24 protein-coding genes are annotated in these 26209 nt (G+C 60.0%); 9 read left to right on the top strand and 15 right to left on the bottom strand.

Annotation, left to right across the window (positions count from 1 at the left end; all coding sequences use genetic code 11):
- The first annotated feature begins 23 nt into the window (after positions 1-23).
- The 5 genes from lgt (at position 24) to Q1A75_RS13585 (ending at position 4080) form a co-directional block, all read left to right on the top strand.
- Complete coding sequence (lgt, locus tag Q1A75_RS13605; RefSeq protein ID WP_299556019.1) at positions 24-920, top strand: prolipoprotein diacylglyceryl transferase; 897 nt, start codon at positions 24-26, stop codon at positions 918-920.
- Positions 917-1978 carry an SAM-dependent methyltransferase gene (locus Q1A75_RS13600; RefSeq protein ID WP_299556018.1) on the top strand — a complete coding sequence of 354 codons (1062 nt, stop codon included), beginning with the start codon at positions 917-919 and terminating at the stop codon, positions 1976-1978. Before lgt ends, Q1A75_RS13600 begins: the two co-directional genes overlap by 4 nt.
- On the top strand, positions 1975-2730 hold the full coding sequence (gene pgeF / locus Q1A75_RS13595; protein WP_299556016.1) for a peptidoglycan editing factor PgeF: 756 nt from the start codon (positions 1975-1977) through the stop codon (positions 2728-2730). The genes Q1A75_RS13600 and pgeF overlap by 4 nt, the downstream gene beginning before the upstream one ends.
- A 235-nt stretch (positions 2731-2965) precedes the next feature.
- Positions 2966-3106, top strand: a complete 141-nt coding sequence (locus tag Q1A75_RS13590) for a hypothetical protein (RefSeq protein ID WP_299556014.1) — start codon at positions 2966-2968, stop codon at positions 3104-3106.
- Positions 3107-3390: 284 nt separating this feature from the next.
- A complete protein-coding gene (locus tag Q1A75_RS13585; protein ID WP_299556012.1) occupies positions 3391-4080 on the top strand; it encodes a Hint domain-containing protein in 690 nt (229 codons plus the stop codon).
- Between the two features lie 18 nt (positions 4081-4098).
- Here Q1A75_RS13585 and Q1A75_RS13580 read toward each other — a convergent pair whose 3' ends face one another.
- On the bottom strand, positions 4099-4599 hold the full coding sequence (locus tag Q1A75_RS13580) for an Lrp/AsnC family transcriptional regulator (RefSeq protein WP_299556010.1): 501 nt from the start codon (positions 4597-4599) through the stop codon (positions 4099-4101).
- Positions 4600-4787: 188 nt separating this feature from the next.
- Between Q1A75_RS13580 and trxB the strand changes: the two genes are divergently transcribed.
- The 3 genes from trxB to Q1A75_RS13565 all read left to right on the top strand — a co-directional run bounded on the left by trxB (position 4788) and on the right by Q1A75_RS13565 (position 9812).
- A complete protein-coding gene (gene trxB / locus Q1A75_RS13575) occupies positions 4788-5756 on the top strand; it encodes a thioredoxin-disulfide reductase (protein WP_299556008.1) in 969 nt (322 codons plus the stop codon).
- 156 nt (positions 5757-5912) lie between these two features.
- Entirely contained in the window at positions 5913-7601 is a 1689-nt protein-coding gene (locus Q1A75_RS13570) for an adenylate/guanylate cyclase domain-containing protein (RefSeq protein ID WP_299556006.1), read from the top strand.
- 135 nt (positions 7602-7736) lie between these two features.
- Positions 7737-9812, top strand: a complete 2076-nt coding sequence (locus Q1A75_RS13565) for a bifunctional sulfate adenylyltransferase/adenylylsulfate kinase (protein WP_299556004.1) — start codon at positions 7737-7739, stop codon at positions 9810-9812.
- A gap of 246 nt (positions 9813-10058) precedes the next feature.
- Here the strand turns inward: Q1A75_RS13565 and Q1A75_RS13560 are convergent, their stop codons facing one another.
- The 14 genes from Q1A75_RS13560 to Q1A75_RS13495 all read right to left on the bottom strand — a co-directional run bounded on the left by Q1A75_RS13560 (position 10059) and on the right by Q1A75_RS13495 (position 24615).
- Positions 10059-10928 (bottom strand): PhzF family phenazine biosynthesis protein, encoded by an 870-nt coding sequence (locus Q1A75_RS13560; RefSeq protein ID WP_299556002.1) that lies wholly within the window; start codon positions 10926-10928, stop codon positions 10059-10061.
- A 193-nt stretch (positions 10929-11121) separates the two neighbouring features.
- On the bottom strand, positions 11122-12423 hold the full coding sequence (gene xylA / locus Q1A75_RS13555; RefSeq protein WP_299556000.1) for a xylose isomerase: 1302 nt from the start codon (positions 12421-12423) through the stop codon (positions 11122-11124).
- A 31-nt stretch (positions 12424-12454) separates the two neighbouring features.
- On the bottom strand, positions 12455-13663 hold the full coding sequence (locus Q1A75_RS13550) for an FAD-dependent oxidoreductase (RefSeq protein WP_299555998.1): 1209 nt from the start codon (positions 13661-13663) through the stop codon (positions 12455-12457).
- The gene (locus Q1A75_RS13545) at positions 13663-14838 is read right to left on the bottom strand and encodes an aldose 1-epimerase family protein (protein ID WP_299555996.1); all 1176 of its coding nucleotides are present in this window, start codon (positions 14836-14838) and stop codon (positions 13663-13665) included. The genes Q1A75_RS13550 and Q1A75_RS13545 overlap by 1 nt, the downstream gene beginning before the upstream one ends.
- The gene (locus Q1A75_RS13540) at positions 14835-15638 is read right to left on the bottom strand and encodes a 3-methyl-2-oxobutanoate hydroxymethyltransferase (protein ID WP_299555994.1); all 804 of its coding nucleotides are present in this window, start codon (positions 15636-15638) and stop codon (positions 14835-14837) included. Before Q1A75_RS13540 ends, Q1A75_RS13545 begins: the two co-directional genes overlap by 4 nt.
- A gap of 5 nt (positions 15639-15643) precedes the next feature.
- Positions 15644-15961 carry a MocE family 2Fe-2S type ferredoxin gene (locus Q1A75_RS13535; protein ID WP_299555992.1) on the bottom strand — a complete coding sequence of 106 codons (318 nt, stop codon included), beginning with the start codon at positions 15959-15961 and terminating at the stop codon, positions 15644-15646.
- A gap of 9 nt (positions 15962-15970) precedes the next feature.
- Positions 15971-17041 (bottom strand): fatty acid desaturase family protein, encoded by a 1071-nt coding sequence (locus Q1A75_RS13530; RefSeq protein WP_299592365.1) that lies wholly within the window; start codon positions 17039-17041, stop codon positions 15971-15973.
- A 72-nt stretch (positions 17042-17113) separates the two neighbouring features.
- Entirely contained in the window at positions 17114-18028 is a 915-nt protein-coding gene (locus Q1A75_RS13525; RefSeq protein WP_299551591.1) for a sugar phosphate isomerase/epimerase, read from the bottom strand.
- A gap of 17 nt (positions 18029-18045) precedes the next feature.
- Complete coding sequence (locus tag Q1A75_RS13520) at positions 18046-19131, bottom strand: Gfo/Idh/MocA family oxidoreductase (protein WP_299551594.1); 1086 nt, start codon at positions 19129-19131, stop codon at positions 18046-18048.
- 16 nt (positions 19132-19147) lie between these two features.
- Complete coding sequence (locus Q1A75_RS13515) at positions 19148-20173, bottom strand: ABC transporter ATP-binding protein (RefSeq protein ID WP_299551597.1); 1026 nt, start codon at positions 20171-20173, stop codon at positions 19148-19150.
- On the bottom strand, positions 20173-21267 hold the full coding sequence (locus Q1A75_RS13510; RefSeq protein WP_299551600.1) for an ABC transporter ATP-binding protein: 1095 nt from the start codon (positions 21265-21267) through the stop codon (positions 20173-20175). Before Q1A75_RS13510 ends, Q1A75_RS13515 begins: the two co-directional genes overlap by 1 nt.
- Positions 21264-22202 carry a sugar ABC transporter permease gene (locus tag Q1A75_RS13505; protein WP_299551603.1) on the bottom strand — a complete coding sequence of 313 codons (939 nt, stop codon included), beginning with the start codon at positions 22200-22202 and terminating at the stop codon, positions 21264-21266. The genes Q1A75_RS13510 and Q1A75_RS13505 overlap by 4 nt, the downstream gene beginning before the upstream one ends.
- Entirely contained in the window at positions 22199-23059 is an 861-nt protein-coding gene (locus tag Q1A75_RS13500; protein WP_299551606.1) for a carbohydrate ABC transporter permease, read from the bottom strand. The genes Q1A75_RS13505 and Q1A75_RS13500 overlap by 4 nt, the downstream gene beginning before the upstream one ends.
- Before the next feature lie 74 nt (positions 23060-23133).
- Positions 23134-24615 (bottom strand): extracellular solute-binding protein, encoded by a 1482-nt coding sequence (locus tag Q1A75_RS13495; protein WP_299551609.1) that lies wholly within the window; start codon positions 24613-24615, stop codon positions 23134-23136.
- A 323-nt stretch (positions 24616-24938) separates the two neighbouring features.
- On the opposite strand from Q1A75_RS13495, the gene Q1A75_RS13490 reads away from it, so the two are divergent.
- Positions 24939-25940, top strand: coding sequence for a LacI family DNA-binding transcriptional regulator (locus tag Q1A75_RS13490; protein WP_299551612.1), 1002 nt, complete (start codon positions 24939-24941; stop codon positions 25938-25940).
- Positions 25941-26209: the final 269 nt, after the last annotated feature.

Genomic DNA, 26209 nt, shown 5'->3' with positions numbered 1-26209 from the left:
CAAGCAGAGGCATTGAGACGCAGATGACAGGCGCACTCCCCTTCCCCGACATTTCGCCCGAGATCTTCTCGATCTCGCTTTTCGGCATGGAACTGGCCCTGCGCTGGTATGCCTTGGCCTATATCGTGGGCATCATCATCGGCTGGCGGCTGGTGGTGATGGCGCTGAAGGCCCCGCGCCTGTGGCCGAACCAGACACCACCCCTGAGCCCCAGCCAGACCGAGGACATGCTGACGTGGATCATTCTGGGTGTCCTGTTGGGTGGGCGGATTGGTTACGTGCTCTTCTATCAACCCGGCACCTATCTGAGCGATCCCCTGTCCATTATCGCGATCTGGGAGGGCGGGATGTCCTTTCATGGCGGTATGTTGGGCGTGATCCTGGCCTTCTGGCTGTATACCCGCCGCCACAGGCTGCCCCTGCTGACCACCGCCGATGCGGTCGCGATTGGCACGCCACCCGGTCTGCTCTTGGGTCGGATGGCGAATTTCATCAATGCCGAGCTGTGGGGGCGACCGACCGAGTTGCCCTGGGGTGTGGTCTTTCCCGGTCAGGCGGCGCAGTACTGTCCTGACATCGTGGGGGCCTGTGCGCGGCATCCGTCGCAGCTCTACGAGGCATTCTTGGAAGGGTTTGTCCTGCTGGTTGTCCTGTTGTGGATGGCGTGGCGACGGGACGGGTTCAAGAAACCCGGCCTGCTGACGGGCGTGTTCCTGGCAGGCTACGGCGTCAGCCGGTTCCTTGTTGAATTTGTACGCCAGCCCGATGCGCAGTTCATTTCTGACGGCAATCCGTTGGGCCTTGCCTGGCACATGGGTGGCTATGGTCTGACTATGGGCCAGATTCTGTCCCTGCCGATGATCCTTCTGGGCCTGTGGCTGATCACCCGCGCCCGCCGGCGGGTTGCAGCACCGGCATGAGCCTGAAGGACGGACTGATCGCGCGCGTTGCGACGCATGGGCCGATCACCGTTGCGGACTACATGGCCGAGGCGTTGCTGCATCCGGTGCATGGCTACTACACCACCCGTAATCCGCTGGGGGCTGCAGGTGATTTCACCACCGCGCCCGAGATCAGCCAGATGTTTGGAGAGCTTGTCGGCCTGTCGCTGGCCCAAAGCTGGCTGGACCAGGGGGCGCCCGCGCCTTTTACCCTGGCCGAGTTGGGGCCGGGACGTGGCACGTTGATGGCTGATATCCTGCGCGCCACGGCGCGGGTGCCGGGGTTTCACGCGGCCGCACGGATCACCCTGATCGAGGTGTCGCCAGCGTTGCGGAATGTGCAGCGCCGCACCCTTGAAGGGTTTGACATCGCCTACGTTGACGGGGCCGATCATTTGCCCGACGTGCCGCTCTGGCTGATCGCAAACGAATTTTTTGACGCTCTGCCGGTGCGACAGTTCCAGCGCGACGGCGCGGGCTGGCGTGAACGGTGCGTCGGCCTGAGCAACGACGTTCTGTCCTTTGGCCTCTCGCCCGCCGGGCCGCAGGCCATGCTGGCCCATCGGCTGGAGGACACCGAGGACGGCCAACTTGTCGAGATCTGCCCATCCGCCGCACCGATCATTTCGGCCATCGGCACTCGGATCGAAGCGCATGGCGGGGCCGCGTTGATCATCGACTATGGCGACTGGCGGTCACTTGGCGAAACGTTGCAAGCAGTGCAAAACCATGCGTCCGCCGATCCGTTAGCCCAGCCCGGGCAAGCAGATCTGACGGCACATGTGGATTTCGAGACGTTGACGCAGGCCGCCACGCCTGCCGTCTTTTCTAGGGTCACGCCCCAGGGCGTGTTCCTAGAACGGCTGGGCATCACGGCGCGCGCGCAAGCATTGGCCGCAAAACTGGACGGTTCCGCACTGGATGCTCACATTGCGGCACATCGACGGTTGACGCATCCCGATGAAATGGGAAACCTGTTCAAGGTTCTGGGACTTTTCCCAACCACTGCTGCACCACCGCCCGGACTGGAACGATGACTCTGGAAATTCTGACTGCCGACAGCCTGGCACCGATCCGGCATGGTTTTTTCACCCGCAAGGGGGGCGCGTCCTCGGGCATCTTTGCCGGTCTCAATTGCGGAACGGGCAGCTCGGACCAGACAGAGATCGTGGCGATCAACCGCAGCCGGGTGGCAGAGGCCATTGGCGTCAACGCAGAAAAGCTTGCCAGCGTGCATCAGGTCCATTCCAGTGACGCGGTGCATGTCACGACAGCGCCCGATCCGAAACCCAAGGCGGATGGGCTGGTCACGGCAACCCCCGGCCTTGCCCTGTCGGTACTGACCGCCGACTGCCAGCCCGTGCTGTTTGCAGATGCAGACGCCAAGGTGATCGGGGCCGCTCATGCGGGCTGGAAAGGCGCACAGACAGGTATCATGGAGGCGACGGTCAACGCCATGGTGGACCTGGGCGCCGCACGCGAACGCATACACGCGGTTATTGGCCCCACGATCAGCCAACGCGCCTACGAGGTGGGACCAGAGTTCTTTGACATCTTCCTGGATGAGGATCCGGAAAACACCCGCTTTTTTGCTGGTGGCGACGGTGATCGGATGCATTTCGACCTGCCGGGATACGGGCTGATGCGCTTGCGGGCCACAGGCATCGCGTCGGCCGAGTGGACACGGCATTGCACCTACTTCGATCCCGACCGGTTCTATTCCTATCGGCGATCGGTGCATCAAAAGGATCCGGACTACGGGCGTCTGATTTCGACCATCGTTCTTTGATTGGGGCACAATTCGGGCGGGCCGTGCCACCTCACGGTCCCATTGTTTCCGGATTGGGACCAATCGGGCGTAAAGCTGTCAACAAACACAGGCGATCCGACCACGCCACAATTGCGCTGATGCGCCTGCAAATTTTTCCAAAAATTGTGTGCACTGGCCCAAAACCTGCCCAATTGCGCAGCCATTCTGTTTCTCAACGGGCAACAGACCCAGAACATTGAGCAGAGGACAAATCATGACAAACGCACGCTTCATCAAATCCGTGACCGACGCCGCCAAGCAGGACGCACCACAGATGCCTTGGGCTCGTGGTGAACGGCGCGCGATGTTTATCTCCAAGCGCAAGGCTGCGCTGGAGTTGCGCAAGTCCGCCTGAGCGGCGAATCGAATTGTGGCAAACCTGCCCGTTTGTTTATGAACAATGCCATGAACGGCGCGCCATTGGTGCGCCGTTCATGGTTTATATACCCGTTTCTTTGACAATTTGCGGCAATTTTAAGAATTAGGCTTCATAAACTTGACACATGGACGCGTTCCGTCTGACGTCGTCGGTGGGGGCCGACACAGATGTGACCGGTATTGCGAGGTTACATATTACATATGACGTCCCCTGCTGCCCTGCGCACGCCGCGCGCACTAGAAGAACGATTTGCGACGCCCATGGCTCGGCCTGAATATATTCCTCTCCGCACATTCGAAGTTGCGGCACTGCGCGCAGATGGGTCGCGCAGCATAGCCACATTCAAGGCCCCGGCCCTTCCGCTGTTTGAAGCCGCATTCTCCGCTTTTGCACGCGGCGTGGTGCTGTCCAGCCCGAATGGCGGCATCGCGATCGAGGATCTTCAGCCCGGCGACTGGCTGAACACATCATCAGGCGACCCCGCGCAGGTCATTTGGATCGGATCATCAAGCTTCGTGCCATCGGACACCGGGCGCCGTATACCCTTGATCCGGATCATGGCGGACAGTTTTGGCCAGCACCGCCCCAGTTCCTTCATTACCGTGGGACCGGGCGCGCGCTTGCTTCAAACGCCGCCGCATCTGCGCGGCACAACCGGCGGCGGCGCGCTGCTGACGCCCGCCTCGGAATTCGTGGACAATGTGAACGTGATCGAGGTGGTCCCGCCCACGCCCATTCGCCTGTTCCACATCTGCCTGACGCGCCATGCGGCTGTGGATGTTGGCGGGATCGAAGCCGAAACCTTCCATCCCGGCATGAACGCGGCGCGGCAGGCGACCTTTGCCCAGCGCGATCTGTTCCTGTCGATGTTCCCGCACATTGCCCATGTGACGGATTTCGGCCCGCTGGCACATCCGCGTGCTCCGGAACGGGACAGTGTGAGCAACTAGGAGGGGGAGTTGGGCGGCTCAGGCCGACTTGGCCAACCGCGCTTCCAACACGTCGAACGGCACGCCGGGGGAATCCTTGGCCTGCCGGATCACCAGCGAGGTCTTGACCGAAGCCACGTTCGGCGTCGTCAGCAACTCGCCCGTCAGAAAGCTTTGGAAGCTGGACAGGTCGGGCGCCACGCATTTCAGGATGAAATCGACCTCGCCATTCAGCATGTGGCATTCCCGGACCAGCGGCCACGCACGGCACTTGTCCTCGAACGCGCTCAGGTCCGCCTCGGCCTGGCTGGCAAGCCCCACATTGGCAAAGACCTGCACCTCGAACCCCAGTTCGTGGCTGTCCACGTCCGCATGGTAGCCTTTGATGTAACCGCTTTCCTCTAACGTCCGCACCCGGCGCAGGCAGGGCGGCGCGGAAATGCCGACTCGCTTCGCAAGCTCCACATTGGTCATGCGACCGTCCGCCTGCAGTTCTGCCAGAATTTTCCGGTCAATCGGATCGAGTCGCGTGCTCGCCATCAAAGCCCCCATGATTTTGCGGTTGTTATAACACGCCCGCAGGTGCGCGCAATAATATTTCACAATTGCGCAATTTTCCGAAATGACGCATTGCGTATGCTGCAACCCGGCTGCCCATTTCCTGGGTTCAATCCATCCGCCTGCGCGTCTATATCAGACAGGATTTCATACACCAGACGGGGGTCAAAATGGCTGACACGAAACGCACCAAGGTTCTGATCATCGGCTCGGGTCCTGCCGGCTATACTGCGGGCGTGTATGCCAGCCGCGCCATGCTGAACCCGATCCTGGTGCAAGGGATTGAGCCCGGTGGCCAGCTGACCACCACCACCGAGGTCGAGAACTGGCCCGGCGACACCGAGGTTCAGGGCCCCGACCTGATGATCCGCATGCAGGAACACGCCAAGGCGATGGGCACCGAGATCATCGGTGACATCATCACATCCGTTGACTGGTCCAAACGCCCCTTCGTGGCCCAATCCGACAGCGGCACCGAATACGTGGCCGATTCCGTCATCCTCGCCACCGGCGCCCGCGCCAAATGGTTGGGCATGCCATCCGAAGAGAAATTCAAAGGCTTTGGCGTATCCGCCTGTGCCACCTGCGACGGGTTCTTCTACCGGGGTCAGGAGATCGTCGTGATCGGAGGCGGCAACACCGCCGTGGAAGAGGCGCTGTTCCTGACCAACTTCGCCTCCAAAGTCACGCTGATCCACCGCCGGGACGAACTGCGCGCCGAGAAAATCCTGCAGGACCGCCTGTTCAAGAACCCCAAGATCGAACCCCTTTGGTTCCATCAGCTGGAAGAGGTCTATGGTACCGACAACCCGTTGGGGGTTGAGGGTGTAAAGGTCAAGAACGTCCAGACGGGTGAAATCACAGACATCCCGGCCAAGGGCGTTTTTGTCGCCATCGGCCACGCCCCAGCCAACGAGCTGGTCAAAGACACGCTCGAAACCCATATGGGCGGCTATGTCGTGACCAAGCCTGACAGCACCGAAACATCCATCCCGGGTGTGTTCGCCGCTGGTGACATCACCGATTGGCAGTACCGCCAGGCCATCACATCCGCTGGCATGGGGTGCCAGGCGGCACTTGAGGCCGAACGGTTCATCGCCGAAACCGAAAACAGCGCCGAAGAACTGGCAGCCGAGTAACGCCCGCTTCTTCTTCTGACCGAAAATACGACGGGGGAGCGGCGCAGCCGCGGGGGCAGAGCCCCCCTCCCCCGACGCGTCCATGCATTGCCGCGCTTGACCAGACGCATCGCCACGGCCACGCTGTACCGAAGTAATAATACGCAAAGGGCAGTCATGGCGCACGCGATCTGGCGCGGCAGTTTGGCAACGAAGATCAGGATCGTCAGCGGTCTGATCCTTATGATCTATCTGACCCTGCACGTTCTGAACCTTGCCGCGATCCTGATCTCCCCAACGGCCTTTGACATAATCCAGACTGCGCGGCTTTGGGTGATCCGGTCGGACATCGGGACGGTCATCATCGGCACGGCCTTGCTGTCACATATGGTGCTGTCGCTAACCAAGGTCGTGATGGCCCGTACGCTGCGTATGCCACTGCGCGACTGGGTTCAGATCACGTTTGGCCTCTTGATCCCGATCATGCTGGTCGATCATCTGGTCTACACCCGCGGCGCGCACGAGATGTTGGGCGTCACCACCATGTTCGGCTACGTCAATCGCCTGATCTGGGGCACCAACGACGGGTGGGGTCAGGCCGCCCTTTTGATCATCGCTTGGGTCCATGGGGCTATCGGGCTGCACATGTGGTTGCGGCTAACAGAGTGGTGGCAGCGTTGGGTGCCTTGGCTGATCGGTCTGGCCGTTACATTGCCGACACTGGCCCTTGTGGGCTTTGTCACTTTTGCCCGGACCATCGACGGATTGCTGAGCAATCCGCGCGCTGAACAAGTGGCCCATGCCGCTTGGAACTGGCCCGACGCTGCAGGGTTCGCCCAACTCGCCGCTGCCGCCAATAACACGACACTTGTGGTTTGGGGCATCCTGGGCGCCGCCATTGCCGCGTTCCTGTTGCGACGTGGCATCGCGGCGATCGCCAGACCCATCCGCATCCACTATGTCGACGGGCCAAGCGTAAGGGCCCCGCGTGGCCAAACAATCCTGGAAACCTCGCGCGTTAGTGGCGTAACCCATACGGCCCTGTGTGGCGGTCGCGGTCGGTGCACGACATGCCGCATCATCGTTGAAGAGGGGCTGGAAGACTTGCCAGCCCCGTCCGACGCAGAGCAGCGCAGCCTCGCTGCGGTGAATGCGCCCCCCAACGCGCGGCTGGCCTGCCAGGTGCGACCAACCAGCTCGGTTCGGGTGTTCCGCGTCTTTGACCGCGATGGAAAACGCAGCCGCGCCCATGCAAGCCAAGGCAAAGAGGCACAATTGGCCGTTCTGTTTCTGGACATGCGCGGGTTCACCGCGCGCACCGATGGGCAACTGCCCTATGATGTCGTGCATCTGCTGAACCGCTTCTTTGACGAGATCGTGCCCCCGATCAACGCTGCCGGTGGAACCGTCGACAAGTATATGGGAGATGGCCTAATGGCCGTGTTCGAAAGTGACACGGCAGAACAATCGGCCCGTGCAGCCATTCAGGCCGTGCAGGGCATCGGCTCTGCCTTGACAGGCTTCAATAAAAAGCTGGATGGCGAGGGCAGCGCGCCGGTGGCCATCGGTATCGGTGTGCATCTTGGAAACGTTGTATTGGGCGAGATTGGCGCCGCGGGCCAGGCCCCCCGCACGCTGATCGGTGATACAGTAAACATCGCATCGCGGCTGGAAAGCGAAACCAAAGTGCGTGGCGCCCAAGCGCTCGTGTCCATGGACACGCTACAGGCCGCCGGGATGCGCGCGCCCGAGCATGTCGTGGTGTCCCTGTCCCTGCGCGGGCGCGAGGCACCGTTGGAGGCGGTCCCGATGGCAGATGCTTCGGATATCAGCGTTTTAACGCCACACGCGACCGCACCTGCCTGACCCCCTTGACGCGGCCTGTATGGCCGTTACGCATTTGCCACAACTGCGGAAATCCGCGCATGAAGAAAGTTTGTTCTTTCGTGAACAAACTTTCTGTGAAATGTGTTCACTTGCGAACGCAACTGAATGCATGTGATGTCAGCCACGCCCAAATCGACACCTGAAAGCGACGACCAGTTGTTCCGCCTGTTGCGGCAGCTGGATCAAGCCCAAGGTGCCACTCAACGCGCCATGGCGCAGGGTATCGGCGTGTCTCTGGGACGGCTCAACACGCTTTTGCGGCAAGCTACCGAAGCGGGATTTGTCCAGGTGAACGACATGGACGCCCCCGACAAGCGGCAACGCTTTTCCTATGCGCTCACCTCACGAGGAGCAGCCGAGAAGAACCGGCTCACTGACCAGTTCCTCGCCCGTAAATTCGCGGAATACGACGCCCTCTTTGCCGAACTGACCGGCACCACATCCGGGTTAAACCCCTTGAAACACAGGAACAAATTGATGGAAAACAACCTTGCTCCGATCCCAGAGCTGTATGTGTCTTATGACAGCGCGCAGAAACTGAAGAGTGACGCCGCTGACCTGGTGAGCTGGGATCTTACTCCGCGCCAGATCTGTGATCTTGAGTTGTTGATGAACGGTGGGTTCAATCCTCTCAAGGGCTTCCTGTCCGAAGCCGATTACATCAGTGTCGTTGACACAATGCGCACCACTGACGGCGCGCTTTGGCCGATGCCAATCAACCTGGACGTGAACGAAAAATTCGCGGATGGCCTCGAGATCGGTCAGGACATCGCCCTGCGCGACCAGGAAGGTGTCATCCTTGCCACCATGACTGTTACGGACCGCTGGACCCCCAACAAGAGCCACGAGGCCGAAATGGTTTTTGGCGCTGATGACAGCGCCCACCCCGCCGTCAACTACCTGCACAACACCGCCGGTGATATCTACCTTGGTGGGCCAGTGACCGGCATCCAGCAGCCCGTGCACTATGACTTTCGCGGTCGTCGCGACACGCCCAACGAATTACGCGCCTATTTCCGCAAGATGGGCTGGCGCAAGGTTGTCGCCTTCCAGACCCGCAACCCACTGCACCGCGCCCACCAGGAACTCACATTCCGCGCGGCCCGCGAGGCGCAGGCCAACCTGTTGATCCACCCGGTCGTCGGCCTGACCAAGCCCGGTGACGTTGATCACTTCACCCGCGTGCGCTGCTACGAAGCCGTTCTGGACAAATACCCGGCGTCCACCACGTCCATGTCGCTGCTGAACCTGGCGATGCGTATGGCGGGCCCGCGCGAGGCGGTGTGGCACGGCCTGATCCGCAAGAACCACGGTTGCACACACTTCATCGTGGGTCGCGATCATGCGGGTCCCGGCAGCAACTCGGCCGGAGAGGATTTCTATGGCCCTTATGATGCGCAGGACCTGTTCCGCGAGCATCAGGAGGAGATGGGCATCGAAATGGTCGACTTTAAGCACATGGTGTATGTGCAGGAGCGCGCCCAGTATGAGCCCAACGATGAGATCGAGGATCGTGACAACGTGACCATCCTGAACATCTCGGGCACCGAGCTGCGCCGTCGTCTGGCCGAGGGCCTGGAGATCCCCGAGTGGTTCTCGTTCCCTGAAGTCGTCAAGGAACTGCGCCGCACCAAGCCACCGCGTTCGCAGCAGGGTTTCACCGTGTTCTTCACGGGCTTCTCAGGGTCCGGCAAGTCGACCATTGCCAACGCTTTGATGGTCAAGCTGATGGAGATGGGCGGACGTCCCGTGACGCTGCTGGATGGCGACATCGTGCGGAAAAATCTGTCGAGCGAGCTGGGCTTTTCAAAAGAACACCGCGATCTGAACATCCGCCGCATCGGCTATGTCGCGTCCGAGATCACCAAGAACGGTGGCATCGCGATCTGTGCACCTATCGCGCCCTATGCGACCACCCGTCGGGCCGTGCGCGAGGATATCGAGGCGTTCGGTGCCTTCGTCGAAGTGCACGTTGCCACCTCGATCGAGGAGTGCGAACGCCGGGACCGCAAAGGCCTCTACAAGCTGGCGCGTGAAGGCAAGATCAAAGAGTTCACGGGCATCTCCGACCCCTATGACGTGCCCGCAAACCCTGAACTGAGCGTAGAGACCGAGAATGTGGACGTGGACAACTGCGCCCATCAGGTTCTGTTGAAGCTGGAAAGCATGGGTCTGATCGCAGCCGAATAAACAAGGTCGGGCGGAGGACACCTCCACCTTACTGCGAGGCGCACCTTTGGGTGCGCCTTTTTCGTTTTGTCCCCGCGGGGACAACGTGTTCGGTGGCTTTTGGGTATGTTAGTGCCCGTATGATTCACGCGAGATATCAGTTACTTGCGCGGCGCGCGGTTGACTTAGTTAATTTTAACCACGCGAACGGCACACTGCCAAACGAAGGCAGGCGGCGGCGCATCAGGATGCGCCTTACCGTTCTTGCTAAAGGCGCAACTGGCCGCTCATCAGGACATGTGCCTGTCCTTCGACCACCACGCCCGTGATTGCATCCCGTGGACCTTGCACCGACACACGCGCCTGCCCCGGTCGACCCAGACCGTGGCCTTGTTCGGCCGTGAAGTGCGGCATTTCTATCAATCCTTCGGACCAGAGATAGGCAGCCATTGCCCCGGTGGCGGAGCCGGTGAACGGGTCCTCTGCCGGGCTGGGCGGGGCCATCAGCAAGCGGGCGAATGTGTCGCCCTTATGCGTCGCACCCTCGCGCGTGCACCAGAATGGCTCCATCACGTCTGTGCCGTGGACGCCCAGCGCAGCGAGATAGGTCTCAAAAGCATCCAAGTTGAACCGAACACGATCGAGCGTCGCGCGGTCTTTCAGAACCGTGATGGCGAACGGCAAACCAGTAGATGTGACGCGGGGCGGGTGGACGATGTCATCGGCAGTCAGGCCGCCGACCGCAGCCACCAGGGCCGGATCGGGGCGCGCGCCGAAGTTGGGCGCCACTTGGGTCATGCGGATTGACATACCATCGGCCTCGACCGGGACGACGCCTGCACCGGTTTCGAGAGTCAGCGAACCATCCTCGATCAGATTGCGGTGCCGGAGTGCGGCGACCGTAGCCACCGTCGGATGACCAGCGAACGGGATTTCGCGGCTGGCGAGGAAGTAGCGTACCCTGATATCGGCCACATCGGACGGGCCCGTGAAGGTGCATTCAACCAGCGATGTCTCGCGTACGAAGGCCATGCAGATATCATCGTCGAGACCCGCACCGTCGTGCACAACGGCACAACCATTGCCACCAAAGGCACGGTCGGTGAACGCATCCACCCAATCGACATTGAATGTCATCGCCTGTTCCCTTCTCTACCCAACCACTGCGCAGCGCCATAGTCACGTGCCGTCCATTGGAACAGCGCACCGTTAGCCGATGAGGTCAAGCCGACACATTTTTTGGTGCGTTTGCGGTCAATCGTGAGACTGAACCCAAATAGATCCAAGCGGCAGCAGTTCAGTTGGCTATCATTTCCCAGTCAACAGCAATTCAGGCATAGCGACTAACCAAGTTTTCGAGGCGTTCCTGCCTGCCAGAACGTGGCTTCGGATTGATGCCTTTTTGTCTGGTCAGAGCCTCAATTTCTGACAAGTCCGACGTCATTAACGTCTTGCCAAAATCAGTATCCCAACCAGCATATCGCGCGTTTCGCATCTCCTCCAACGCGCCGTTTTCTAGAAGCGCCGCTGCCGCCTTGAACCCGGCAGCACAGGTGTCCATCCCGCCAATATGGGCAAGGATCAGATCTTTGGCATCCAGGGATTGCCGCCGTAACTTCGCATCGAAATTGGTGCCGCCCGACGTAAATCCACCGGCTTTCAGAACCTCGTAATAAGCCAATGCCACCTCGGGGACGTTGTTTGGAAATTGGTCCGTATCCCAGCCCGACTGGTAGTCGTTGCGGTTCATGTCGATAGAACCCAAAATGCCCAGTTCGCGCGCCATTGCCAATTCATGCTCGAAACTGTGCCCTGCAAGGATCGCGTGGCCCTGTTCGAGGTTCACCTGCACCTCACCTTCCAGACCAAACTCCTTAAGGAAGCCATAGACCGTGGCGACATCATAATCGTATTGGTGCTTGGTCGGTTCCTGCGGCTTTGGTTCAATCAGGATCGCGCCCTTGAAACCGGTCTTGTGCTTATAGTCCACAACCATCTGAAGCATCCGGCCTGTCTGCTGGCGTTCACGCCCCAAGTCGGTGTTCAAAAGGGTCTCATAACCTTCACGCCCGCCCCACAGTACGTAGTTTTCACCACCCAGTTTGATCGTTGCATCCATGCAGGTTTTGATGGTGGCGGCGGAAAAGGCAAACACCTCGGGGTCCGGATTGGTTGCTGCCCCGGCCATGAACCGGCGGTGCGAAAACAGGTTGGCCGTGCCCCAGAGCAGTTTGACCCCGGTCGCCTCCATCTTTTCGGCGAAGTATTCTACCATCTCTTCCAGATTGCGTGCGTTTTCAGCAAAATCCCGGCCTTCCGGGCGCATATCGGCGTCATGAAAACAAAAGAACGGCATGCCCAGTCTTTGAAACATGTCAAAAGCCACATCCGCTTTCCGCTTGGCCAGCGCCATCGTGTCCCCGAACCAGGGCCGCTCAAAGGTTTGCCCACCAAACGGATCGCCGCCCGGCCAGGCAAAGGAATGCCAGTATGCCGCGGAAAAGCGCAGATGATCCTTGAGCGTCTTACCCATCACCACCTGATCCGGGTTGTAGTGACGAAAGGCGAATTCGTTACCTGTTTCCGGTCCTTCAAAGGTAATGGGCGGGATGTCCTTAAAAAAATCTGGCACGTGCGGCTCCTTTTGTCTGTCCGACAGCGGCTCAGCGCTGCCTGAGTATGGTTTTCAGGGGAGTGCCCGGGTCGGCCAGTACCGCAGGATCGCCTGCGATCCCGGCTTCCATGAGTTTTTGCAGGACCTTGATATCGCGACCTGCTGCATTGCCCGGGGCGAAGCCTGCGGCAAAAGTGATTTGCCCACCGGCACGCGTTTCGATTGCAATGATCCCGCCATCGGGTAAGGGACGCAGGGTGTTTTGCGTCCCTGCCGATTGCAGGCCAACAACTTGCAGACAGTGGTCGAACTGATCCGACCAGAACCAGGGTGGCTGGGCTGGTTCAGGTGCGACACCGGCCATTGCTTGCCCAGCGCGACGACCCTGTTCCCCGGCCACTTGCCACGATTCAAACCGCGCTCGCCCCCCGTCCGCAACCGGCACGTTGCAACAGTCACCGGCAGCAAAGATGTTGGGGGCTTGCGTGGCAAAGCGGTCGTTGACAGCGATGCCATTGTCCACGCTCAGACCGGCATCTGTGGCAAGATCTGTATTGGGAACAGACCCAATGCCAATGATCACATGTTCAGCCCGCACACTTTGCCCGTTAGACAGGCGCGCGACATTGTCCTTGACCGCCGTGATGGTGGTGGCCGTATGGATCGTGACGCCGCGTTCGACGTGCAGATCGTGTACGCGCCGCGAGATTTCGGGCGGCACTGCGCGGGCCAAGATCCGATCCTGCGCCTCGATCACGTGAACAAAAGCCTTTCGCGCGGCAAGGCTTGCCGCAAGCTCCAATCCAACAAAGCCGCCGCCCACGATCAGCACATCCGCCCCGTCGCCGATGCGCCTTGCCAGATCACGCGCATCGGAATGCGTGCGCAGATAATGTGGCTTTACAAAGAGCAACGCCTCGGGCGGCAACCGTCGTGGGGCGGCTCCGGTGGCAAGCAACAGTTTCGCGTAAGACAGTGTTTCGCCCGCGCTGAGGGTCACGGTTTGCGTGGCGCGGTCGATGGCGGTGACGCGCTTGCCCCGCCTGAGGTCGATGTCGTTTGCAGCGTACCAGTCATTCGCAAATATCGGCTGCAAGCGCGGCTCCGCCCCCTCCCACTTTGACAAGGGCGGACGTTCATAGGGCAATTCCGGGTCATCTCCGATCAGGGTGATCTGACCCTCAAAGCCAGCCTCGCGCGCACCATGGGCCGCGCTGACCCCGCAGTACCCGGCCCCGACGATGACAATCCCTGCCATCATCCCCGGCCCGAAAGTGCCCGAAAATCACCAGACGGCATTGGAAAAGGCTCGTCCGGTTGCATTTGCGTGGCCACGATGGCGGCTTCACTGCGTGCGATGTCATCCGTGTCCGTCAGAACCTTGAGCCTGACGGTGTAGAGTCGGCTGTCGCCATGCTCCAGCCAGATCATCTCGCCCCGTTCGCGGGCAAACCCATTGCCCAACACGTGATGGGTCGAGGGTTCGATACCAAAGGCATAGCCGCCCGATTGCAGGTGCTGCCATTCGTATGTGCAGGGCAGTTCGGACTTGCGCGTTGTCACCTCAAGGCCCAGCGGCAAAGCGTCGTTGATAAGGGCGATGGCGACATTGCCGTCCGCATCGGCCTTCATCTCGTGCTGCCAGACCTGTTCGCGAAATGTGTCCGCAGGGCCGGATGGTCGGGCATAGCCGACTCCCTGATCCTGATAAGTGTCGGCATGGGCGGCCCACACCACGTCTTCGATAGGGGCCACATAGCGTGCGCCTTCGGCCAGGATCGGATGGCCGACATTGATGTGATAGCACAGCATGTGCGGGGTGCGGTTGAAGCCGCGGTTGCGTACTTCATCGATGAGCTGAATGTCGTTGGTGCCGACCTCGACCTCGATGCGGCGGGTCAGTTCCAGGTCTTCGGCAAAGACAGCGGACTGGCGGACAACCCCTTCGGCCCAGAGAAAACAGCGGTTGCCGTCCCAGCGTTCGCCATAGCCCGTCAGGCGTGCAGGCAGCATGCTGACGCGCCCGTGGATTCCGTGAGTGGCAGTAGGCCGTCCGGGGTAATTGTATTCCGGCACGTCCGCCTCGTATCCGCCAAGGATATGATCCAGCCCGCAGGTCATCAGAAGGCCGGAGAACGACCGCATGAACCCCAGACCATTTTCACCCTCGGCATCGTGCAAAGTCGGGTTGCGAAAACCGGGAGCAGAATGCCACCCAATCGCCATGCCGTTGTACTCACAGCTGCCGATATCAAGGCACCGGTCCACCATCAGGGTAAAGCGCAAGCCGGTACCGGTTCGAAACTCCAACACCCGTTGGCCTGCTTCTGCGCCGTCACAGAGCGTCATCTGCCGCACACCTGCGAATTGGGACAGATCGCCGGACAAGGCGGCGACCTCGCGCCGGGTCAGTTCCTGGCCATAAAGCCTCATGAGGCGGCATCCAGTTGCGACATGAACCTGTCCAGCTCGGCCGGGTCCATCTTCACGATGTGGCGGTCTTCCGGATAGGCGAGGCTGTCCACATCGGCCTTGAATTCGCCAAATGCCGCAATCCTTTCATCCTGAAGTCGCGCGTATTCGGCATTGAAGTCGCGATAGACCTTGCCGTGACGCGGCATCTTTCCTTGCGTCTGGCCCAGAATGTCATCGGCAAAGAGGTATTGCGCGTCACACCCCGTGCCCGCGCCCATCGAGATCAGAAACAAAGAGGTGCGTTTGCAAATCTCCTCTGCCACCTCAACCGGGACAACCTCGATCTCGGCGCCAAAGGCCCCAGCGGCCTCGTATTTGCGCACGGCCTCCATGATTTCCATCGCCGATTGGGCGGTCTTGCCGACAGCCTTGAACCCCCCGGTCCACGTGGCGCGCGACGGGATCAGCCCCACATGTCCGATCACCGGAATTGCCTCGTCCGTCATCTTCTTGACCGTGCCGAAACCCGCGCTGCAATAGACCGCATCCGCACCCGCGCGGTACATCTTGAATGACCAGCGCAGGAAATCATCCGGCCCGCCGATCTCGTAGAAATTGTCGCCGGGCATGGAAAACAGGCTGGGTGCTGCATCGCGATATTCGGGGTCTAGCATCAGGTCCGGCGGGATCGAGACGATGTCGATGCCCGCCTTTTCCGCCGCCTCTGCCTCTTGCAGGGTCAGCACGCGCAGCATGGACAGTTGGCGCGTGCCGCGGATCGCGCGCAGGTCGGCAATGGTGGGTCTGGTACGGGGCATCAAGGTCACTCGCTCAGTTGGATTTGGACCTGACCACCCGCAACGCGCACCGGGTAGGTGCCCAGATGATCGCAGGCAGGCAGGCGCGTGGCCTTGCCGGTGGTGTAGTTGAATTGGCCATTGTGTTTGGGGCACTCGATTGTGTGATCCATCACCAGCCCATCGGCCAGATGCACCTGTTCGTGGGTGCAAAGGCCATCGGTGGCAAAGAATTCGCCCTCGGGCGAATGGTAGATCGCAAAACTGCGTATGCCGTGATCGAAGCGGATGACATCCTCTTCTTCGATGTCATCGGTGGCGCATACATCAATCCAGTCAGACATCGGGGCCTCTCAAATTTCGCGAAGGTCTTCGCGGTAGGGTTTTGCGGTGGGCGGCAGTTCGCGGCGGACATAGTAGTCTTCGTTGCGCAACTGGCGCAGGAAGGCCGGGATCATCTCGGCATAACCATCCCAGATGGACGGATTGGCGGCAGGCAGATCGTGTTTGATCAACGCGTGTAGTTGCGGCAACGCGTGGAACGGCACCATGGGGAACATGTGATGTTCGACGTGGTAGTTCATGTTCCAGTAGATGAAACGGCTGACCGGGTTCATCAGGACCGTGCGCGAATTCAGACGGTGGTCGGTGACGTTGTCGGCCAGCCCGCCATGCTGCAACAGGCCGGTCATCAGCATGTGCCAACAGCCATACGCGCGCGGCCCGCCAATCAGGATCAGCGGCAGCCAGGAGCCCAGGACGATGGCCGCTACAATCGTTGCGGCATAGATCACGACATGCACGCGCGCGGCGGCGACCGCCTTGCCCTGCTCCGGCTCAGGCACAAAACTTAACTCGTGTTCCTGCAGCACACCGCCTACATTCAGCAACAGCGCCTTCATCGAGTACCAAACGTCAAAAACACCGACGAAATTCAACACGACCTTGAGCAGATCCGGCGGACGCATCACTGCGATTTCCGCATCCCGGCCCACGATCACCGTATCCGTATGGTGGCGTGCATGGCTCCACCGCCACGTCACCGGATTGCGCATCACAAGGAAGCTGGCGAACTGGTAAACAGCGTCATTCATCCACGCCGTCTTGAACGCGGTGCCGTGGCCACATTCGTGCCAGCGCGCATCACAAGCAGAACCATAGAGCACGCCGTAGATCAACACGAAGGGCAAGACCCACCACGACCCCCACAAGACGATCACCCCTGCACCTGACGCGACCAAAAGGCAAAGCCAGATCAGCGTGTCCCGGATCGCAGGCCCATCGCTGCGCTTCATCAGCGCCTTCATCACCTTGCGGTCCACATCCGTGTGATACCACTCGGCCGATGCAAGGCCGCGGTCAAAGGCCTGCTGCGCGTTCTTGTCAGACAGTTGATAATCACGTGGCGGAATGTCGGTTGTCACTGTGGTCAAGTTCGGCTCCCGTGCTGAAGGGTTGAAAGGTGCCCGGACCCGCCAAGATCCGGGCGAAAGGGGTTACAGGCCGTTCTCGGACAGCTTCTGATCCAGGAACGCCTTGGCGCGCGGCACGTCGCTTTCGTCCAGATGCTCGATGATCATGGAGATGTTGGGATGTTTCTTGGCCAGCCGCTGCAGGTACAGGTCGTAATTCAGCACACCCAGACCGGGGGCAGGCAATTCGATGGCCCCCACGCCGCGGAACGTGTGGCTTTCGGCAGCATCGTCATCTCCGATGTCGGCGTGCTTTTCCGCACCGTCGTCTTCGGCCCGCGCGACGTCTTTGGCATGGGCCAGATAGATCTTGTCGGACAAGGCATCAAAGACGTGGTTCAGCGTGGCGTCCATCTTGTCGATGTTGTGATCCTCGAAATAGTTCGTGGGATCCATGATCACGCCCAGGCCGGGGTGATCGACTTCGGCAAACATGCGCAGGGTTTCCTCGACCGAACCGACGACGTTGTTCACATAGGTTTCCAGCAGGAACACCGCGCCATGGTCATAGGCGTATTGCGCCAGTTCCGCGATGACCGCGCGGCAGTCGTCCCAACCTTCTTCGGTTTTGTTCTTGGGGTGATGGACCCAGTCACTCTCGGTATCGAACGTGCCCGTTTCGGAGCAGACAAAGGGCGATCCCAGATATTGTGCGTGCCGCAGGATTTCCTTGAACCGGTCCAGCAGAACCTTTCGCTTGTCGGGGTCTGGATTGATGATGTTGGTATAGCACGAGATGGCCGAGACCGGCAGGTGGTGGCGGCGAAACGTCTCGCGCACCTGAATGCACTTGTCCTTGGTGATCTGACCGTCGGAGACGTCCAAATCCTTGAAATGCATGTCGAGTTGCACACAATTGAAGTTGTGCGACCGGATCACCTTGGCGGTTTCTTCCAGCGTGTAGGGGAAGTACCCCGAGAATATCCCTGTTTGCATCATTGTTCCGTTCCTCCCGTTCAGTGTTTGATGTCGTTCATGTGCACGGTTTTTCCGTGTTCGATGGATTGATAGGCAGCCTCGACCAGCGCCATGGTCCGCACGTTGTCCGCCACGTTCAGGGCCGGTTCCGTCCCGGTCTCCACCGCGTATTGCAACTGTTCCATCACGCCGATGAAGGCATGCGGGAACCACATCGTGTCCCATTTCGGCGTGACCCATTTCCCGCCTGTGTGGCTGGTGCTGGCATAGCGGAGGGTCGATGGTGCGCCCGTGGGCCAGCCGATGCTGCCCTTGGCGACGCCCTTGGTGCCTTCCACCCGCCAAGTGATGAGCTGATCATCTTCGAACCCCTCTTCGCGCGGTCCGGCCCAGACGTCTTCGAGCGACAACGCCAAGACGCCGGAAGCAAAGCGCAAGGTGGTGGCGACAATGCCATCGTCATGGGCAAAACTGGTGCGCGGGTCTTGGCGGGTAACGGACGTGACCTCGACCGGTTCACCAAACAAGAACCGCAAGGCGTCCAGATGGTGGACGCTCATATTGGCGAGCGTCAGGCGGTCATATTGTTCCAGAAACCCCTGCCAGTGGGGGATGGCATTCATGTTGATCTGGGCAAAGACCGGATCGCCAAGCGCGCCCTGATCCAAGAGCTGCTTGAGCACCTGCATGGATTGGTCAAACCGCATGTTCTGATTGACGGAGAGCACCTTTCCGGCGGCAGCGGCTTCGTCGCGCAGGGCGATCGCTTCGTCCAATGTCAACGCCAGCGGCTTTTGAGCCAGGATCGCCTTGACGTTCGGGGCAGCGAGGGCGGCCCGGATCAGCGCGGGCTGTTTATCGGGCGGATAGGCGATGTCGACAATCTCGACATCAGGATCCGCAATCAGGGCTTCGGGCGTGTCATGCACCGCCGGGATCGCCCAGCGCTTGGCGACCTCGTCGGCGCGGGACTTGGTGCGGGACGCGATGGCGACAACGTCAAACCCGGCTTCCGCATAAGCGGCCAGATGGCATTCGGCCATGATCATCCCGGCCCCGATGCAGCCGATCTTGAACTTTTTCACCCGAATATCCGGGTCTGGTTTCAGGTCCAGTTGTGTCATCTTCATTCGCCGTTCTTCATGCCGCCGACAACGCATTGCCGTGCGCATCGAAACAATGCAGCCCACCGGCATCGACGCTCAATTCCACGGGCGCGCCGATCTCGTGATCGGGCTGACCGCGCAGCGCCGCTTTCCACGTGATCCCTGCGGCTTCCACGGATAGCACAGTCGTGGCTCCCAACGGCTCAATCGCCGTGACCCGGCCCGGCCCGTTCTTGCGCGCCACCTTCAAATGCTCGGGGCGGATGCCTATCGTCTGAGTGCCACGGCCAATGTCCGGCGCTGTGGACAGCGCCCCAATCGCATCCGAGGTGTCAGCCATGTTCATCGCAGGCGCGCCCAGCATTGACGCCACATAGGCGCTATTGGGCGCGTCATAGAGGTCATGCGGCGCGCCGATCTGGCGCACGCGGCCCGCTTCCAAAATCAGCATCTGATCCGAGACGGACATCGCCTCTTCCTGATCGTGGGTCACGTAAATCAGGGTCTTGGCCATATCCTGCTGCATCCGGCGCAACTCGACCCGCGTTTCCTCGCGCAGCCGCGCATCCAGGGCCGAGATGGGATCGTCCATCAGATAGGCCACCGGATCGCGCACCAGCGCGCGGGCAATCGCAACGCGCTGCCGTTCGCCACCCGACAGCTGCGCGGGTGGTTTGTGCAGGATATGGGCCATGTGCAGCTTGTCTGTCACCTGCGCCACACGAGCCTTGATCGTGGCCCCGTCAATTTTGCGCTCCACCAGTGGGAAGCGTACGTTTTCCAGCGCCGTCATGTGCGGGAACAGGGCGAGGTTCTGGAACACCATCGCCACGTTCCGATCCGGCGGGCTGATGTCACGCATGGGGCGCCCATCAAAGAATATTTCGCCGCTGTCCGGTGTCTCCAGCCCGAGGATCAGCTTCAGGATCGTGGACTTGCCCGACAAGGGCGGACCGAAGAAGCAGAAGAAGGCGTTGTCCGGCACCTCAAAGTTGACCTGATCCACCGCCAGCACGTCGCCATAGGACTTCGAGACGTTTTCAAACCGGATTGAGGCCATTAGTGCGCCCTCGCTTTCAGCGCCTGACCGGTGACCGGATCAAACAGGCGAACGCCGTCTTCGGGCACCGTGAACGTCCAGTCCTTGCGCGCAACCGGGGGCGCAACATCTGCGGGCAGAACCGCTTTTGCCGCGATCCCCTCGTGTTCCAGATGAACGATTGTGCGCGCGCCGATACGTTCCACCAGACCCACCCGCATGGTCAGGCCCGAGCCTGTGGCACTCACCTGTTCCGGGCGAAACCCGATCTGGACGTCGGAGCCGTTCAAATCCCGCGCGGCGAATTGCAGTGCGGGCGGCAGATCAACGGACCCGATGCCCGGCACCTCGACGGACACGGCATCGTCCTTCTGGATCAGACGCCCATCGAGAATGTTCATCCCCGGCGCTCCGATGAACCGCGCAACAAAGGTGTCGGCAGGGTTGTTGTAGATGTCGAGCGGCGTGCCGACCTGCAAAAGCTTGCCATGATCCATCACCGCAATCCGGTCGGCCATTGTCATCGCCTCCAACTGGTCGTGGGTCACATAGACCATGGTCTGCCCGAACTGGCCCTGCAGGCTTTTCAACTCGGATCGCATGACAGCACGAAAGGCCGCGTCGACATTGGACAGCGGCTCATCCAGCAGAAAGATCGCAGGTTTCAGAATGGCCGAACGGCCAATGGCAAGTCGCTGCAGGATGTTGACTGACAGGCCCGCAGCTGGGCGGTCCAACATCGTCTCGAGCTGCAGCAACTCGGCAAAGGCCTTTACCCGCTTGGTGATCTCTGCCCCCGGGGCACCCTGCGCGCGCAGACCATAGGCCAGGTTCTCGCGCACCGACATATGGGTGAATATCGCGTAATTCTGAAAGACGAACCCGACGCCACGCTTGGCCATGGGCACGTCCACCACATCCTGCCCGTTGAACCGGATGGCACCGTGGGACGGGCGCAACATGCCTGCAATGATGTTCATCGTCGTGGATTTGCCACAACCCGACGGACCCAACAACGCCATGAATTCCCCGTTGGCAATGGTCAGGTTCATGTCCGCCAGAGCGGTGAAATCGCCAAAAGTCTTGCCAAGGTTTTCCAGTGCAATCTCGCTCATGTGCCCTGTCCCCGCTGCATCCGTTTGATGGCAAAGACAGACACCACTGACAGCACGATCAGGATGGCTAGCGCGATCGCCGCGACATAGCTCCAGATCAGCTCCTGCTGTGTGACCTTGTAGATGTAGACCGAGATCGTTTCCGTCGCGACACCTGGACCGCCGCCGGTCATAATGAACAGCGTGTCGAATATCTTGAAAATCTCGATGACGCGGATCGCGAGTGCGATGATGATGATCGACTTCATCCGGGGCAGCACTATGGTAAAGAACCGCCGCCACCAGGACGCCCCCAGCAGGATCGCGGCCATCTGCTGATCCTGGGGCACGCTGATCATACCGGCCAGCAGGATCAGGAACATCAGGGGCGTCCATTGCCAGATGTCGGCCAACATGACCGCAATCAGGGCAAGGTCGGGGTCAGACAGCCACGCAATGCGCACGGGGTCGCTGGTGAACAGCGAGAGCAGGTCATTCACCGGGCCGCCAGACTGGAACAGCATGAAAAACATGTACCCAGCCACCGCAGGGACCACCATCATCGGTACCAGCAGCGTGGAATAGAGCACCCGCTTGCCCCGAAAATCGTCGACAAACAGAACCGCCAGACCAAGGCCCAAGAGGAATTGAACAGGCACGCAGACCGCCATCACGAAAAACGTCCGCCACAAGGCACCCCAGAACCGACTGTCCGCCATCAGGTCCGCGTAGTTCAGCAGGCCAGTCCAAAGCTCGTGCGCCCGCCACCAGGGAATACCGTCCAGCGGCGACCAATCGGTGAGCGAGATATAAACCTGCATCAGGATGGGAAACAGCGCGATGAACAGCACCAGAAGCTGCGCAGGCAGCGTCAGCCACAGGCCAAGGCGCGCACCGGTCTTTACGGGGGCATCCGTCAGCTCGGCCACGGGCTCGATGGTCGAAACCTTGGTCATTCTTTCAGCGCTCCGAATGTCAGGCCACGCACAAGGTGCTTCTGAATGGCGATGCCCATGATGATCGGCGGAACGGCGGCTATCACGCCCAATGCAGCCTTGGCCCCATAAAGCTGCCCGGTCATCGAGGATGAAAGCGAGGCCATGTAGACAGGGATCGTCGCCCAGTCGCGCGTCGTCAGCAGCAGCGCGATCAGGTAGTCCGACCAATTCAGGATAAAGACAAAGAGCGCGGAAGACGCCAGCGCAGGGCGCATCATCGGCAACGTGATCCGCACGAAAACGCGCCAGCGCGTGCAGCCCTCGACCAGTGCTGCATCCTCAATCTCGCGCGGCATGTCGTCGAAAAACGTCTTCATCAGCCAGAAGGCAAAGGGCAGCGTTACGATGCCGTAGATCAGCGACAGCCCGAACCAGTTGTCGATCAGACCGAGAAACGACCACATGATCATCACCGGGATCATCACCGCCATCGGTGGAAACAGGCGCAACTGGATCAGCGCCAGGGGAAGGTTGCCGCCCTGACCGAACCGCGACAGGCCATAAGCGGCCGCCGTTCCGGCTGTCATTGCAATCAGCGTTCCGAATGTCGCGGTCAGCAGAGAGGCAAAGATCGGGCGCCCCGCCGTGCGCTCCAGCGCCACGATCAGATCGGTCGAGGATTGACCAAAGATGAACCGGAAATTGTCCAGCGTCGGGTTGCGCGGCCACCATGTCAGATCGGCGCCAGCGGCGGACCATTCGGCAATCGGTTTGAACGCCATCGAGATCATCCAAAGCGTCGGTACGAGCGAAATCGCAACAAGGCTCAGGATTACGACGTATCGGAAAATCTCGAAGGGGATCGCGCGTTGCATCTGTCATCCATCGTCAAAAGGTCAAGTGGGAAGAGGCAGTTGGGAGGCGTCCGCCTCTTCCCTCAAGCGGGCGGTCAGACCGGATCAACCAGATCCGGCCACGCCGCCTTGTTGGCGCGGATGGCTTCAACAAGCTTGTCTTCTCCGACCCGCCGCGCGATGCGCTTCCATTGCCGTTCGGTATTGGCCATCGCGTCCTCGGCGGACATCGAACCAGTCAACGCCGCCGTCAGGTTTTCATCCAGCGCGTTGTGGAATGCCGTCGCACCCGGATAGTTGATGGTCGGCACTGTCCGGCGCACGGATTCCCGCACGATGTCCATGTGGTAGTCGTGATAGGTCTGCCGCACCAATGGGTCCGAGAAGTTGGCGAGTTGGAACGGGTCAAAGAAGCCGCCCGGGTTGGCCGTCATCCACGAATAGATGCGTGATGAGCCCAACCATTGCAGGAACAAATAACACAACTCGGGGTGTTCTGATTGGGTTGAGACCGAAGCAGACAGGTTGAACCACAGCACGGTTCGACTGACGCGCCCGTCCGCATGGTCCCGTCCGGGCGGCAGGTGCGACCCGATCTTGCCCGTCACGGTCGAGCCGTCATTGCCCGAATTGTCGAGAAATTTCGGTAAGTTGGAGAACGCACATGTCATCGCGGCACCGCCCGTCGCGAAGTTTCCATACTGCTCGGGCCACCCCCACGAAATCGCATCCGCCGAGTGATGCGCCAGCGATGCGACATATTCCATGGTTGCCTGCACACCCTGTTCCGAATTGATCAGTGCGGTGCCGTCATCGGCAAACAGGAACTGGTTGGGCGACGCCATCGTGACATAGCGTTGATACCAGTTGGTATATCCCCACCCCTGATTGCGCAAATCGGTGCTGCCGATCAGGCCATCATCAGGGCGGTGGAAAAACGCGGCGATCTCATCATGCTCTTTCCACGTCTTCGGCGGTGCCAGTTCATAGCCATGCTTGTCCGCAAACGCGGCCTGCTCAGCCGGATCGCCAAACAAATCCGTCCGGTGGTTCCAGGTCTGGAAATCGCCATCAAGGCAAACACCATAAATCGACCCGCGATACCCGTTCAGAAGACTGACGCCTTGTTCGCCCCCGACATAACCACGCTCAGGCATGTCCCATTCGGGCTTATGCATTTCGACATATTCGTCCAGATTAACGATGCCGCCGGACTCCGCCAGATCGCCCAGACGGTTCCATTCGACAGCATAGATATCGAACCCGCCGCCCTTGGTGGAAATGTCCTGCATGACCTTGGTGAATTCCTGGCCATTGGGTACGCCTACGATGTCCAGCGTGATACCGGTTTCCTGTTCCCACAACTCCTTGATCGACGGCGCACCTGCCGGGAAAGGCTGTGTGATCTGACCGATGGAGCCATCCGAGAGGCCCAGAACGATACGTTCGGGCGCAGATCCAGCATCTTTCATCGCACGCACCGCATCGATAGCGCGGCCTTCGGGAGTGTCGGGCCCGTATTGATAACGTTCAGCGCCATCGAAACCCGTCGGCCCGCCAATCATACCGTCGGCCAACCCGGAAGCCGCCCGGGCGCGATCTGGCCGGAGGTAAAGTGGCGTTGCGACCGCTAATGCGGCGGCACCTGATGTTGATGTTAAAAAAGACCTTCGCGATAGCTTGGACAAGTTTGGCATTTTTCCTCCCAAGGGATCTGAGTGTCCCTGCTGGGAGTAAGCCTTGATTGGAAATGGGCTTATCGCAAACATCATTGACCATCATTTTCAACCATTTTCCTTCAATTAGACTCGATGAGCTCCACAGTGACGGGAAAGCCCTTTCCTTTCTCGAAAATGATGCTTTTTGATGGGGCAATGAAGGACCCTAGCGAGGCACCCCTATGAAAGTCACCCTGGCCGAGATTGCACAGGAAGCCGGCGTATCGGTCACCACGGTCGACCGTGTCTTGAACGACCGCACAGGGGTGCGGGCGCGCACACGCGACATCGTGCTGGAAATCGCACGGCGACGGGGTTGGTTTGGTCCCGTAGAAGAAGAAGCCGCCATTCGAATGGATTTCGTTCTACCCGCAGGCAGCAACTCGTTCATTGCGCTGTTGCATCAATACCTGCTGGAAGAGGCGTGCAACTACGGCGGTATCCAACCCATGGTGCATGTCGTTGATGGCCTTGATCCCGACCATATGGCCCTGCGCCTGAACTCACTGGCCGACAAAACGGACGCAGTTGGGCTTGTCACCCTCGATCACCCCTCGGTGCGCGCGGCCATTGAAAACCTGTCCGACAATGGGGTGCCGGTGGCCTCGCTGGTGTCCGACCTGCCGTCCTTGCAGAAGGCAGGATACATCGGGATCGACAACCGGTCCGCCGGTCGGCTCGCGGGGTTGCTGATGGGGCGGTTCCTGCATCCGGACAAAACCCACAACGTGGTGATCGTGATCGGTTCGCTCAGCTACCGTGGCCATGAAGAACGTGAGATGGGGTTCAAATCCATCCTCGCACAGGACTTCCGCAATCTCACGATCTCGGAAATCGTCGAGGTCAGCGATGACCGTGATCGCGCCTATACCGAAATGCGCCGCATCCTAGCCAACAATCCACCTTCTGCAATCTACAGCGTGGGTTCAGGGAACCAGGGGATCGGACAGGCTCTGAACGAAGCAGGCATTTATCGCGACACCGTTTTCATCGCACATGATTTGACGGGTGCGACGAAACGGATGCTGCTGGACGGTACAGTGGATGCGGTGATCGATCAAAACCCCCGGGTCGAAGCGCGAGAGGTCGTCAAATTGCTCGCTTCTGCCGTGCGCGGGGCAGCCGAACCTCAATACCTGCCACGGCTGCAAGTGGTTTTTGCGGAGAATATTCCTGCGCTCTGAACCAATTGTAATCAGAACCGCAAAGAAGCAGCCAAGGGTCTTTATATAAGGAAAGACTACACGGCTGTTTGGTTGACTTGCGATACGCAAAAACCGGCCGTCGAAAGCGAGTTGGCGGACGCGCGTTCGTCCCGCATAGCCGCTATTGGATCAAATATGCTCACGACTTTTTCCATCGCCGTTTGGCATGCCTGAACGCTGCATCAAGGCGTCGGCGCAGAGAAGCTCCAAATTGGTGATTCAACGGATCACCTCTGACCATCTCGTGC

This window comes from uncultured Tateyamaria sp., assembly GCF_947504105.1.
Lineage (GTDB): Bacteria > Pseudomonadota > Alphaproteobacteria > Rhodobacterales > Rhodobacteraceae > Tateyamaria.
This window is presented reverse-complemented; position numbering and strand designations above follow the sequence as displayed.